This window comes from Rhizobium nepotum 39/7 (assembly GCF_000949865.1).
Taxonomy (GTDB): domain Bacteria; phylum Pseudomonadota; class Alphaproteobacteria; order Rhizobiales; family Rhizobiaceae; genus Agrobacterium; species Agrobacterium nepotum.
Map to the genome: position 1 here is coordinate 116,587 of NZ_JWJH01000019.1, position 13,089 is coordinate 129,675.

Consider the following 13,089-nt stretch of genomic DNA (forward strand, 5'->3'; position numbering starts at 1 on the left):
TTCAGCTTTCCGGCCGGGTGACGATGAACAGCGCCGAACCGAGCATGACGGCGGCGACGATTGCCGCGCGCAGAGCCGGCGGTTCGCTCAGAAACCAGAAGGCGGCGTAACTCACACACATGGCCGAGAGCGCAGCGATCTTCGCCTTGCGGGCGATTGCGCCGCGTTCGCGCCACTGCCGAAGCGAAGGGCCGAATCTGGGGTGCGCCAGAAGCCATGCCTCCAGTTTCGGGGAGGAGCGGGAAAAGCACCAGAGCGCCAGGAGCAGAAACGGCGTGGTGGGCAAAACGGGAAGAAACGCGCCGACGATGCCGGTCGCGACCATAAGCCAGCCAAGACAGAGGTATAGAAGGCGCATGGGATATGCCGGTATCATGAGTTCTCTACTCATGATAGAGCGGCGGGGCGAAAACTGTCCGCTGGTTTCACCGGAAATCCCGGATTTACGGGCAACCCGCCGCTCCTTGCGCCATCACATTTGCCGTGATCGGGTGGTTTCCCCCGGTCCTAAATCCGTCTTTAGGGTTGAAAGCGCGGCACTCTGTCTTTATCCCCTTGGTCCGCAATGTCCGGAGCAAAACCGGGTTACGACGAGACAAGAAGCAGAAGGAAAACACCATGGCCAAGCTGATCCACTCGATGGTCCGGGTGCTGGAAGAAAAGCGTTCGGTGGAATTTTACACGCAGGTTCTAGGACTGGAGATTGCTGAACGCGTCGAGTTCGAAAACTTCACGCTGATCTATCTCAGCAATGCCGAAGGCGATTTCGAGCTGGAACTGACCGTCAACCGGGGTCGCGAAGTGCCCTATGCACTGGGCGACGGCTACGGCCATCTCGCCGTCAGCGTTGCCGATGTGGATGCGGAGCATCAGCGCCTCATCGAGCTTGGCCTGTCTCCGGGAAAGATCATCGAATCTGAACACAAGGGTCAGCCTTTCGCGAAATATTTCTTTATCTGCGATCCTGATGGCTACAAGATCGAAGTGCTGCAGCGCGGCAACCGGTTCAAGTAACAAAGAGGCACATCATGGCAGAGGCAGGCGTCAAACTCGAAGATAGCTGGAAACGCGTTCTTTCCACCGAATTCGCCAGCCCCTACATGCAGAAGCTGAAAGATTTCCTGCTTGCCGAAAAAACCGCCGGCAAGCACATCTTTCCCAAGGGCGCCGAATATTTCCGGGCGCTGGATCTGACCCCGCTCGACAAGGTCAAGGTCGTCATTCTGGGGCAGGATCCTTATCATGGGCTTGGCCAGGCACATGGGCTGTGCTTTTCGGTGCAGCCCGGCGTGCGTATCCCGCCTTCGCTCGTCAATATCTACAAGGAATTGCAGGCCGATCTCGGCATCCGCCCCGTCAATCACGGCTTTCTGGAAAGCTGGGCGAAGCAGGGCGTGCTGCTGCTCAACAGCGTGCTGACGGTGGAACAGTCGCGCGCCGCCTCGCATCAGGGGCAGGGCTGGGAAAAATTCACCGATGCCGTCATTCGCGTCGTCAATGACGAATGCGACCATGTGGTGTTCCTGCTCTGGGGTTCCTACGCCCAGAAGAAGGCGGCCTTCGTGGATCAGAAAAAACATCTGGTGCTGCGCTCGCCGCACCCTTCGCCGCTTTCCGCCCATAACGGCTTTTTCGGCAATGGTCATTTTTCCAAGGCAAATGCCTTTCTCGCCTCGCATGGCCGCGAGCCGATCGACTGGCAATTGCCTGAAACCGCTTAAGCAGCCTTGCCAGCCCACTCCGTCATTCCGGCCTTGAGCCGGAATGACGGGGAGTGCAGCAAACACCTTTACAGCGCAGTCGTGTCCGGTTTAAGAATACTCGACTACAAAGTGAAGGATTTATACCCGTGTCTCTCCTGTCTGCTGAAACCTCCGTCTCGCTGCCCGATCCGTTGTTGATTGTCGACGCATTCGAAGATCATTTTTCCGAGCACATGGAGATGGAGCGCGAGGGGCCAACGGTGCGTTTCAAGACGGAATACGGCCATGGCAGCTTCAGCGCCGAAGGCGGCCGGTTTGCCGCCCGGGTAAGCTGTACGACCGAACACATTTTGATGTCGGTCAAGGCCATGGTGGCCGAGCATATCGTCGAGTTTTCCGGTGAGACGGGGCTGGATTTCCGCTGGAGCGGCCACGGGGCTCACCAGCGCGAATTGCCCAATCTCTTCGTCGGCAGGGTTGCCCGCGCCTATAATCTGACGCCGCATATGCGCCGCCTCGTGGTTTCCGTCGAAAGTGGTATCGAAAGACTGCTCACCAGCGGCATGCATGTTCGCCTGTTGCTGGTGCCGGATCAGGCCCGCGCGCCGGTCTGGCCTTACCTTGCGCCCACCGGCGCCATCGTCTGGCCGGCGGACGAGGATCTCCTGACGCGGCGCGTTTATACCATCCGTTCCGGCGATGTGGGTCGCGGTGAGGTAGATATCGATTTCGTCATGCATGAGGGCGATCGCATGCCGGGCGCAAATTTCGGAGCCACGGCAAAACCGGGTGACGTCCTCGGCATCATCGGCGCCAGCGGCGTCTGCCCGGAAGCGGAGCGTTATGTCTTTGCCGGCGACGAGACGGCGCTGCCGGTGATGTTGCGCATGGCGGCGGAAATGCCTGTTGGCAAGAAGCTCAGCGTCTATGCCGAAATCGACGACGAGGCGGAACGGCAGGAAATCGCCTGCGCCGCCGATGTCGAATGGACATGGCTTTATCGTCGCGGCAAGCCCGCCGGCACCGCTGGCCTCATCGAACAGGCGCTGCGCGGCCACGCCTGGAGCGACAACCACGAGGGCCTGCATGTTTTCGTCGCCTGCGAGAAGACCGAAGCGAGGGCGGCGAAATCCTTCCTCACCGACGAAATCGCTTTCCCGAAAGCGTCGCTGCGTGCGGTCGGTTACTGGACGATGGGTCTCGCCGACGATCATTGAGGTCCAGACTGTTTTTGGGCAGGCAAGTGAACAGTAAATTTTATCGTTCACCATTTGGGAACAATCCGTTCCGCTTGTCTGGTCTATGCCTTTTCCGCCTCTTACCCCATCTTCACGCCATGAACACGGCTGGCCCGATCAATGGGCCGCCAAGGCGAAAAGGGGTTTATCATGCTGAACCAGATCAAGGGCCTGCACCACGTCACGTCCATGGCCGCCAGCGCGCGCCAGAATAATGGGTTTTTCACCGATACGCTCGGCCTGCGCCGGGTGAAGACGACCGTCAATTTCGACGCGCCTGATGTCTATCATCTTTATTATGGCGATGAGGCCGGTACGCCCGGCTCCGTCATGACCTATTTTCCGTTCCCGCATATCGCCCGTGGCCGTCCCGGCACCGGCGAGGTGGGCGCCACGCTGTTTTCAGTCCCGGAAGGCTCGCTCGCCTACTGGCAGGACCGCCTCTCCAAGGCGGGCGTTGATGGTCTGAAGACCGACGAGGCATTCGGCAACAGGCGCCTGCACTTCGCCGGGCCTGATGGCGATGGTTTCGCGCTGGTCGAGGTCAAGGATGACGCCCGCGCGCAATGGACTGGCAATGGCGTTGGCGCGGATCAGGCGATCCACGGCTTTCAGGGCGCTTCCTTGCGTCTTCGCGACGAAGGCGCGACCGCCGAGCTTCTGAAATTCATGGGTTATGAGGAAGTGGATCGTCAGGACGGCGTGCTGCGCCTCGGCATTGCCGGCGGCAATGGCGCTGACGTCATCGATATCGAGACCATGCCGAATATCTCCGGCGCGCGCCTCGGCGCGGGTTCGGTGCACCATATCGCCTTTGCGGTCGAGAACCGTGAAAAGCAGCTCGAAGTCCGCAAGGCGCTGATGGATACCGGCTATCAGGTAACCCCGGTGATCGACCGCGATTATTTCTGGGCGATCTATTTTCGCACACCCGGCGGTGTGCTGTTCGAAGTGGCCACCAACGAGCCCGGTTTTGACCGCGACGAGCATACGGCCCATCTCGGCGAGGCGCTGAAACTACCTTCCCAGCACGCGCATCTGCGCGCCCAGCTGGAAAAGCAGCTGGAGCCGCTTGGGGACGAGAAAACGGCTTAACCGTTCTCGCTGGCTTCTTCTCCCCGTCCGGGGAGAAGGTGGCCCGAAGGGTCGGATGAGGGGGCAACCTCTCAGCATATCTCTGGCCTAGCCCCCTCATCCCGCTGCCGCGACCTTCTCCCCGGCGGGGAGAAGAAACCAGCGGCGCTCGCTCGCTCCATATGGGACTCCGCTTGGCTGAAGAAGTCGTGCGGAAGCCGTTTAACCTCTCCTTCCAGAAAGGATTATCCGATGAACAAGGACACATATTTCCACAAATCCCGCCCCGGCGTTGCGGGTGCGCCGCTCTTCGTGGTGCTGCACGGCACCGGCGGCGATGAGAACCAATTCTTCGATTTTGGTGCGCGGCTGTTGCCGCAGGCCACCGTCCTCTCGCCACAGGGCGATGTCTCCGAACATGGCGCGGCGCGGTTTTTCCGGCGCACCGGTGAGGGTGTCTACGACATGGTCGATCTCCACCGGGCAACGGTCAAGATGGCGGATTTCGTGAAAGCCAACCGGGAGCATTATCAGGCCGGGCCGGTTATCGGCCTCGGCTTTTCCAATGGTGCGAATATTCTCGCCAATGTGCTGATCGAGCAGCCCGATCTGTTCGACGCCGCCGTGCTGATGCATCCGCTCATCCCGTTCGAGCCGCAGGCGGCTGCGGCCAAATCCTCGCGCCGGGTGCTGATCACGGCGGGCGAGCGTGATCCGATCTGCCCGGTGCCGCTGACCAAGGCGCTGGAGCAGAGCCTCATGGCGCAGGGCGGCACGGTGGAAACCATGTGGCATCCGGGCGGGCATGAAATCCGCTCGAACGAGATCGATGCGGTCAGGGGCTTTCTGGCGGCTTATGGGGAATAAGGCGTGCGCGCGATTGTCGGTGTGGCCTTCTACGTCAGGCGGTACCGTTACGTTGCCACGTAAGGGTTTTGGCAAAGGGTTGCACCAACTCGACGTCATCCTCGGGCTTGACCCGAGGACCCACAACCGTTGAAATCAATGGATCCTCGGGTCAAGCCCGAGGATGACGGAGGAGAGGTTTCGACACCTTCGTCCGGCATTGTGGGGTCGGGTTACTCCAACCCAGCCTCAGCGATACCCGCATTGCTGCAATTGCCCCTCGTAACGCAGCGCCATGTTGGCGGAGCGGCGGGCGGCTTTCTGGACGGCGGAATTGTTGCGCCAGCTTCCCTTCGCGTAACCGGCATGGCCGGAATAATAGGCAAGGTAGAGATTATAGGGGTCGTTCAGCGAAATGCCGTTTTCGCGCCGGCTCTTGGCGTGGTACCAGCCGACGAAATGGATCGCATCGGTGAAGTCCGTGCGGCTTGCCGACCAGCGGCCGGTTTCGCGCTTATAGACCTCCCATGTACCGTCCAGCGCCTGGGCATAACCGTAAGCGGTCGACTGGCGCGTCCAGGGAATGAAGCCGAGAAGCTTGGTGCGCGGCGGGCGGGCATAGGGGCGGAAGGCGGATTCGGTGTAGATCGTCGCCATCATGACAGGCACCGGCACGCCGAATTCGCGCTCTGCCGCCTTGGCGTCGCGCCGCCAATTGTTGAAGACGCCGTTCCGCTGCTCGAAAATCGCACAGGCATTGGTCACTTGCGACGGTGCGGTCGCACAGCCGGCCAGAACAGTCATCAGAAAAACAACGGCAAATACGCCACGCATCGCGGAACCCTTTCGTTCCGCTATTCTTAAATTGCTAACCATTAACGCCGGGTTTTAAGACAAGGTTAATTCAAATGCCGCCGATCAAGCGCCTGTTAACCCACTGAAAATTCCTGTGTCCGGGATGCGGCGAAACCATGGGGTAAGTGGCGCTTTTTTCCGGAAATGGCATTGGCCGCATCCCCGCGCGTCCCCGGTCTTTCAAAGCCGCTTATGATGATCCCATCCCGGTCATCAAGCGTGCGCGCGGCGCAAGGTGGACGGGGCAGGCGGCCGAAACCGGGGAGTTTCCCGATGTCACGGTTGAGGCGGCCGGCATATGCCCACCTTCCAAACAGGAACCGGTTTGGCGGGCGGGTCATATGTTGAAGCCGGGGCCGCATCGACTGCAAACCCTTACCACACCATCTTATACCCCCGCAGCGATGCGGCCCCTTTATAGCTTCTCAAGCGTTGCCTCGGTTTCGGGGCGACGGTATTTGCGCATACTCGAAAAAAGCGCCCGCTGTACAAAAATGAAAACCGATAAAATTGTAGCAATCGGCTTAAAGCGGCTGAAAACAGTGCTGTGCCATTGTGGGATCACAGACAAGGAGCGGACATCCTGCAAAGACAGGGCGCTTCGAAAACAGAAATCGAGACCGGCACAAGCCGGCGGATCGCCAAACGGGGTATGAAAATGCTGAAGAAGATCATTGCTGCCGCCATCTGCGGAATTGCCATTGCTTCCATGTCCACTCATGCCGATGCGGCGGGTGCCGCCGGTTTTGCCCGCAGCTTTGCCGCCGTCGAAAAAACGACGGTCGCGCAGATCGCCATTTCCGCGCCCGGCGGTTTTGATGGTTGTGTTCTTTCCGCCGGCCAATGCGTTTCGACGATTGCCGCACCGCTGACCGGCGAACGCCGCGAGGAACTGCTGCGCGTCAACCGTGAAGTGAACGCCACCATGGGCGCGCTTGATGACTATTTCTCCGGTTTTGCAACCGATGTTCCGGCAACGCCTGCGATGAGCGCTGAGGATTGCGGCGATTGCGCCGCGATCAAGCGAACGGCGCTTGCCGGCGCCGGCTGGTCTTCCGCAGCGCTGCGCCTCGCCTTCGCGCTTGATGATGACGGATCGCTCGAAAAAGTGCTGATCGTTACCACCGACAAGGGCGATATCGTGCTCGGAAATGCCGCTTTCTCTCCGGTTAAGCGCGAAACCGCGCTCTGACCCGAACCTTTTCATGCCTGCCAGACTGCGCCGGTTTTCCAGATCCTCACGGGATCATGGAGCCGGCGATTTTTTTCGTTCCGCCACGGCAATGCCGGCCAGCGCCATGACCAGCGCCGCGATCTGGTAGGTATGCAGGGTCTCGCTGAGCACGACGACGGAAAGCAGCGTGCCGAAGACGGGTACGAGATTTATGAAAAGGCCGGCACGGTTGGCGCCGATCTGCTCCACGCCCTTGATGAAGAAGATCTGCGCCACCAACGAGGCGAAGATGGCGGCATAAAACACCAGCACCCAGCCTTTTTGATCCGGCCAGATCACATTATCCTGCGACATCTCCCAGAAAATCAGCGGCACCGAGCTGACGAGTGCGAAAAAGGCGGGGATCGCCATCAGCGTGCGCCAGTCAACGGCGGGTTTCCAGCGCAGGATGACGGTGTAGATGGCATAGACCAGCACGGCGAGCAGCATGATGGCGTCGCCCGCATTCATTTCCAGCTGCAGCAGCGATACGGGATCGCCATGCGAGGCGAGAAGCGCCACACCGGCAATGGTGAGACAGAAACCGGCGATCTGGCCGAACAGCACGCGGGTGCGGAACAGGACGAAGTTCAGCACGAATATGACCATGGGAATGCCCGCCTGGATGACGGCGGCATTGATGGCGGAGGTGTGTTGCAGCGCCGTGTAGAGAAAGACGTTGAAGGCGGTGTAGCCGACGCTGCCGAGCACGAAGAAATAGGGCAGGCGTTTTTTCACCACCGGCCAGTCCTTAATGAGCTGCGGCACGGAAATGGCGAAGATGATGGCGACGGCGAAGACCCACCGCAGGAAGGTGAAGGCCATGGGGCTGATGTGGCCGACGGCGAGCTTTCCGGCAACGGTGTTGCCGCCCCAGCAGAGCGTGGCGATGATGAGGGCGATATAGGCTTTCGAAGGCACGCTGATGTTTCGCTTCTTCAAGGGGGGCGGAAAAACGAGAGGGGGTGAACGGCGGCCTCGCGCCCGCGCTTGTCCTCCCCACGGGGCGAGATAATGCGGAATTCGGCATTTTGTCACGGAAAAAGCAAAATTCACCATAAGAAACAGGGTCGCTTTCCGTAAAACAACACAGTATACATTCGCGGGTTTGGGTTTCCCATCGGGTTATCGGGCGCGCAAGCGCCATGAGCAGGAAAGCAAGAAATGACGAATGTTGTGGTGGTCGGCTCGCAATGGGGCGACGAAGGCAAAGGCAAGATTGTCGACTGGCTGTCCGAGCGGGCAGATGTCGTCGTGCGGTATCAGGGCGGCCACAATGCCGGCCATACGCTTGTCATCGATGGCATCAGCTACAAGCTTTCGCTTCTGCCTTCCGGCGTCGTGCGTCCCGGCAAACTCGCCGTCATCGGTAATGGCGTCGTGGTCGATCCGCATGCGCTGATTGCTGAAATCGGCCGTCTGGAAGTGCAGGGCGTCACGGTAACGCCTGAAAACCTGCGCATTGCCGACAATGCCACGCTCATTCTTTCCCTGCATCGCGAGCTGGACGGCATGCGTGAAGACGCCGCCTCCAACAGCGGCACCAAGATCGGCACCACGCGTCGCGGCATCGGCCCGGCTTACGAAGACAAGGTCGGCCGCCGCGCCATCCGCGTCATGGATCTTGCCGACATGGAGGCGCTTTCCGCCAAGGTCGATCGCATCCTGACACATCACAACGCCCTTCGCCGTGGTTTCAGCGCCGCTGAAGTCTCGCATGAGACCATCATGGAAGAGTTGAGCTCGGTTGCCGAGCGCATCCTGCCGTTCAGCGAAACCGTGTGGCTGCTGCTCGACAAGAAGCGCCGGGCCGGTGCACGCATCCTGTTCGAAGGCGCACAGGGTTCGCTGCTCGATATCGACCACGGCACCTATCCTTACGTGACCTCTTCCAACACGGTTGCCGGCCAGGCCGCTGCCGGTTCGGGCATGGGTCCGGGTTCGCTCGGCTATATTCTCGGCATCACCAAGGCCTATACGACCCGTGTGGGCGAAGGCCCGTTCCCGACCGAGCTGCATGACGAGATCGGCCAGTTCCTGGGCGAAAAGGGCCATGAATTCGGCACCGTCACCGGCCGCAAGCGCCGCTGCGGCTGGTTCGATGCGGCACTGGTGCGCCAGTCGGTCGCCACCAACGGCATTACCGGCATCGCGCTGACCAAGCTTGACGTTCTCGACGGTCTGGATGAGCTGAAAATCTGCGTCGGCTACAAGCTCGACGGCCAGGAAATCGACCATCTTCCGGCAAGCCAGGGCGCGCAGGCGCGCGTCGAGCCGATTTACGTCACGCTGGAAGGCTGGAAAGAATCTACCGTCGGTGCCCGAAAATGGGCGGATTTGCCTGCTCAGGCAATCAAATATGTCCGTCAGGTCGAGGAATTGATCGGTGCGCCTGTCGCGCTTCTGTCGACAAGTCCGGAGCGTGACGACACCATACTTGTGACTGATCCGTTTGAGGACTAATGTCCTCGACGATCTAGATTCATAAACCATATCGGGCCGGTACGTCGCCGGTCACGACGAGAAAGTGCTTATGGCGGATTTTGTAGCAGTCATTCGCAAGGCCGTGGATGGCTTGGCGAACAATACTCCCGAAAACCGGGCGAAGGTTTACGACAAGGCGCGCAGTGCGGTTGTGCGCCAGCTCGAGAATATGAAGCCACGTCCGCCGGAAGAATTGTTGCGTCGGCAGATCGCCAAGCTCGATGCCGCAATCGCCGAGGTGGACAGCGAATATGCCGAGGCCTTGCCAGCGCTGGAGGAGGATGAAGCCTTCTCCCCCGCTGCGGAAGAGGCGGCAGCGCCGTACCAGCAGGACTTTGCCGACGAGCCTACGGTCCAAGCCGGGGAGCAGGATGAGCGGCACGAGCCGGTTGAAGAAGAACCTGCTCCGGTTGAACCCGCAGAGCCTGAGCCGGTTTACGAAGAGCCTGCCCGTGAGGAAGAGCCTCTGCACGAGGCGCATGTTTCCGCTGTCATCCCGCATGAGGAGCAGCGTTACGGGCAGCACCAGCCGGAAGAGCTTTACGACGCGCCGGAACCTGTTCATACCGCCCCTTCTCACGAAGAGGTTGGCACCTATTTCACCCGCGCGGATGAAGAGCCGGCTCATCAGCCGGAAGACGAGCGTGTTGGCGATGTGGAGCCCCATGCCGACGATTCCGTTCCGCCCCATTGGGCGCAGCCGGTAGACGAGGACGACTGGCGCAAGCTCGACAAGGCCGATGACGAAGATGTCCGCCCGGCCGCCGAGGAATATGCCGAAGTGCGCAACGAGGCGGGCGACCATTCCGTCGTTGCCGGCTATTCCGCGCAGCATTATCAGGCACCGGATGTCAGCTTCGAGCCGGAAAGGCGCGACGAGGACGACCATGCCGACCACCGCGCCAGCGTCGATCCGGTTTTTGGTGGACGGGACGATTTTTCCGAACCTCGCCAGACGGAAGACACAGCCCCGAAAAAGGCGGCTGTCGTCGAGGATTTCTCGTCCTATTTCGAGGACACGGATCTCGCCATTCCCGCGAAGGATGCTCCGGCGCTTCCGCGCGCTGATAACGATCCCTTCGGTGACCGGACCGCAGTCAAGGACAACAAGGAACGCACGCCCTGGGACGACCTGGACGAGCTGATCGGTTATGACGGCGCGTCGTCTTCCAGCCGGGCAACTGCGGATGAAACGCCTGCTTTGGGTACTGCGGCTGCGACGCCGGCTTACATGGTCAAGAAGAAGCCGCGCCGCAATTATGCGTCGCTGGTGCTTGCCCTTGTCGGTGCCGGGCTTCTCGCCGGTGGCGGTTACGCGCTCTGGCAGAATCGCGACGCGCTGAACGACATGGTCGGCGGACTGGTGCAATCGGCGCAGAATGGCGGGGGAACCCAGACGCCTTCGACCGATACGACGCAGCCGCAGACATCCACCCCGCCCGCTGGCCAGCAGCCGCCTGCGGCCGGGCAGCAGCCGGCAACAAACCCGACCAATCACCAGGCGCAGCCCCATGGCGATGACGGTTCCGTCACCGGCACGAAGTTCACCCAGCGGCTTCTGGCCGACGGGACCGAACGTGACGAGGGGCCTGCACCGGGCGCCAACGGCCAGCCGGTCACGGCGGAAGGCCAGTCGGTCTACGAACAGAATGTCGCGGCGCCGCCTGCGGGCGAGGCTCCGGCCAACACAGCGCCCGCGCCCGCTGGCGCGCCCACGGGAACGCCTGCCGGTACGCCGCCTGCCCAGCAGCCTGCCGCTGCCGCCACCGGCGACCGCATGTTCCTTTACGAGGAAGTGCTGGGCCAGACGGTTCCGACCGCCATTCAGGGCAGCGTTTCCTGGTCGTTGCAGCAGGAAAACGACAATGAGGGCCGTCCGTCTCCAACGGTGCAGGGCCAGATCACGGTTCCCGGCCGTGGCCTCAGCGCGCTCATCACCTTCAAGCGCAACACCGACCCGTCCCTGCCGGCAAGCCATCTGATCGAAATCGTCTTCTCGGTTTCGCCCGGCTTCGAAGGCGGCGCTATCGACAGCGTCCAGCGCATCGCGATGAAGAGCACGGAACAGGATCGCGGCAACGCCCTGATCGCGGTTCCGGCCAAGATCACCGACGATTTCCACATGATCGCGCTCAATGACTTCCCGGATGCGATGAAGACCAATCTGGAGCTGCTGAAGAGCCGCAACTGGATCGATATTCCGGTCTCCTATCGCAACGGCCGCCGTGCGCTTCTGACCCTGCAAAAGGGTACCGACGGCATCGCCGCCTTCGATACGGCGCTGCGCGAATGGGCGGCTGCAAAGCCGGCGACCGGACAGTGATGGTTTGTGGGGGGCGTTCCACCGATAGCTCGCCCCCTCATCGCCTCGCTACGCTCCGGCACTTCTCCCCGGCGGGGAGAAGAATTTGCCGCGCCCTCTCGACCTCTCAACGCGCAACCCTGAAGTTTCATGCGGAATGAGACAGTGCTCCAGCTTCTTCTCCCCGGTCGGGGAGAAGTGCCGGAGCGTAGCGAGGCGATGAGGGGGAGCGCTCCCGTTTCTTCGCAAGGGTGCGTCTAACAAAAAACCCGCAGACCTTGCGATCTGCGGGACTAGCTCATTCCTAAATTCGACGTCATCCCCGGGCTTGACCCGGGGATCCATACCGCCGGAAGGCTTCCTTAAGCATCCACCACGCGCAGCGCGCGGGCGGCTTCGAGGGCTTCCTTCTGAACGGCTTCCTGCACCTTCTCGAAGGCGCGAACCTCGATCTGGCGCACGCGTTCGCGGCTGATGTCGAACTCGGAGGAGAGTTCTTCCAGCGTTACCGGGTCTTCGGCGAGGCGGCGAGCCTCGAAGATGCGGCGTTCGCGTTCGTTCAGCACGCCCATGGCCTTGGCCAGCATGCGGCGGCGGGTTTCCAGCTCGTCCTGCTCGATCAGCACGGCTTCCTGGCTTTCATGGCCGTCCACCAGCCAGTCCTGCCACTGGCCGGATTCGCCTTCGGACGCCTTGATCGGCGCATTCAGCGACGCGTCGCCATGCAGGCGGCGGTTCATCGAGATGACTTCTTCCTCGGAAACCTGCAGCTTGGTAGCGATTTCCTTGACGTGTTCCGGCTTCAGATCGCCCTCGTCGATCGCCTGGATGCGGCCTTTCAGCCGGCGCAGGTTGAAGAACAGGCGTTTCTGGTTGGCCGTCGTGCCCATCTTCACCAGCGACCACGAACGCAGGATGTATTCCTGGATCGAGGCCTTGATCCACCACATGGCATAGGTGGCAAGACGGAAACCGCGTTCAGGATCGAACTTCTTCACCGCCTGCATCAGGCCGACATTGCCTTCGGACACGACTTCGCCGATCGGCAGGCCGTAACCGCGGTAACCCATGGCGATCTTGGCGACGAGACGCAGATGGCTGGTGACGAGCTTATGGGCGGCGTCGCGGTCGCCATGCTCGGCGTAACGCTTGCCAAGCATGTACTCTTCCTGCGGCTCCAGCATCGGAAATTTGCGGATGTCGTCGAGATATCTATTGAGACCGGCTTCACCGGCCGTAATCGTAGGCAAACTATTGCGGGCCATAAAGCACCCCCTTATCTATGGTCTGGAACGGCACCCTCCTGAATTGACGATTACTCGCCCGAGGCACACCGCTAGTGGCGGGTCGTTACCGACCCCGCACGAACCCATG

General features: G+C 60.9%; 12 protein-coding genes. 8 read left to right on the forward strand and 4 right to left on the reverse strand.

The annotated features are described in order from the left end of the window. Window position 1 precedes the first annotated feature (1 nt). Entirely contained in the window at window positions 2-358 is a 357-nt protein-coding gene (locus RS75_RS19265) for a YbaN family protein (RefSeq protein ID WP_045023632.1), read from the reverse strand. Between the two features lie 260 nt (window positions 359-618). Here RS75_RS19265 and RS75_RS19270 point away from each other — a divergent pair, with 260 nt between their 5' ends. The 5 genes from RS75_RS19270 to RS75_RS19290 all read left to right on the forward strand — a co-directional run bounded on the left by RS75_RS19270 (window position 619) and on the right by RS75_RS19290 (window position 4,882). Beyond that, complete coding sequence (locus tag RS75_RS19270) at window positions 619-1,014, forward strand: VOC family protein (RefSeq protein WP_045023455.1); 396 nt, start codon at window positions 619-621, stop codon at window positions 1,012-1,014. 14 nt (window positions 1,015-1,028) lie between these two features. Beyond that, the gene (gene ung, locus RS75_RS19275; protein WP_045023457.1) at window positions 1,029-1,721 is read left to right on the forward strand and encodes a uracil-DNA glycosylase; all 693 of its coding nucleotides are present in this window, start codon (window positions 1,029-1,031) and stop codon (window positions 1,719-1,721) included. Between the two features lie 122 nt (window positions 1,722-1,843). Next, the gene (locus RS75_RS19280; protein ID WP_045023634.1) at window positions 1,844-2,920 is read left to right on the forward strand and encodes a siderophore-interacting protein; all 1,077 of its coding nucleotides are present in this window, start codon (window positions 1,844-1,846) and stop codon (window positions 2,918-2,920) included. Window positions 2,921-3,091: 171 nt separating this feature from the next. After that, window positions 3,092-4,036, forward strand: coding sequence for a VOC family protein (locus tag RS75_RS19285; RefSeq protein ID WP_045023636.1), 945 nt, complete (start codon window positions 3,092-3,094; stop codon window positions 4,034-4,036). A 231-nt stretch (window positions 4,037-4,267) separates the two neighbouring features. After that, window positions 4,268-4,882 carry an alpha/beta hydrolase gene (locus RS75_RS19290; protein WP_045023459.1) on the forward strand — a complete coding sequence of 205 codons (615 nt, stop codon included), beginning with the start codon at window positions 4,268-4,270 and terminating at the stop codon, window positions 4,880-4,882. Between the two features lie 228 nt (window positions 4,883-5,110). Here the strand turns inward: RS75_RS19290 and RS75_RS19295 are convergent, their stop codons facing one another. Beyond that, window positions 5,111-5,695 carry a transglycosylase SLT domain-containing protein gene (locus RS75_RS19295; protein ID WP_045023460.1) on the reverse strand — a complete coding sequence of 195 codons (585 nt, stop codon included), beginning with the start codon at window positions 5,693-5,695 and terminating at the stop codon, window positions 5,111-5,113. A 679-nt stretch (window positions 5,696-6,374) separates the two neighbouring features. Here RS75_RS19295 and RS75_RS19300 point away from each other — a divergent pair. Then, the gene (locus RS75_RS19300) at window positions 6,375-6,908 is read left to right on the forward strand and encodes a transglutaminase-like cysteine peptidase (protein ID WP_045023638.1); all 534 of its coding nucleotides are present in this window, start codon (window positions 6,375-6,377) and stop codon (window positions 6,906-6,908) included. Between the two features lie 54 nt (window positions 6,909-6,962). Here RS75_RS19300 and RS75_RS19305 read toward each other — a convergent pair whose 3' ends face one another. After that, window positions 6,963-7,850, reverse strand: a complete 888-nt coding sequence (locus tag RS75_RS19305) for a DMT family transporter (RefSeq protein ID WP_045023461.1) — start codon at window positions 7,848-7,850, stop codon at window positions 6,963-6,965. 243 nt (window positions 7,851-8,093) lie between these two features. On the opposite strand from RS75_RS19305, the gene RS75_RS19310 reads away from it, so the two are divergent. Both RS75_RS19310 and RS75_RS19315 read left to right on the forward strand, forming a co-directional pair. Then, the gene (locus tag RS75_RS19310) at window positions 8,094-9,392 is read left to right on the forward strand and encodes an adenylosuccinate synthase (protein ID WP_045023463.1); all 1,299 of its coding nucleotides are present in this window, start codon (window positions 8,094-8,096) and stop codon (window positions 9,390-9,392) included. A 70-nt stretch (window positions 9,393-9,462) separates the two neighbouring features. Then, entirely contained in the window at window positions 9,463-11,736 is a 2,274-nt protein-coding gene (locus RS75_RS19315) for a hypothetical protein (protein WP_045023465.1), read from the forward strand. A gap of 341 nt (window positions 11,737-12,077) precedes the next feature. On the opposite strand, the gene rpoH is transcribed toward RS75_RS19315, so the two are convergent. Beyond that, window positions 12,078-12,980: an RNA polymerase sigma factor RpoH gene (gene rpoH / locus RS75_RS19320; protein ID WP_045023467.1), complete on the reverse strand. Its 903-nt coding sequence runs from the start codon at window positions 12,978-12,980 to the stop codon at window positions 12,078-12,080. Window positions 12,981-13,089 lie beyond the last annotated feature (109 nt).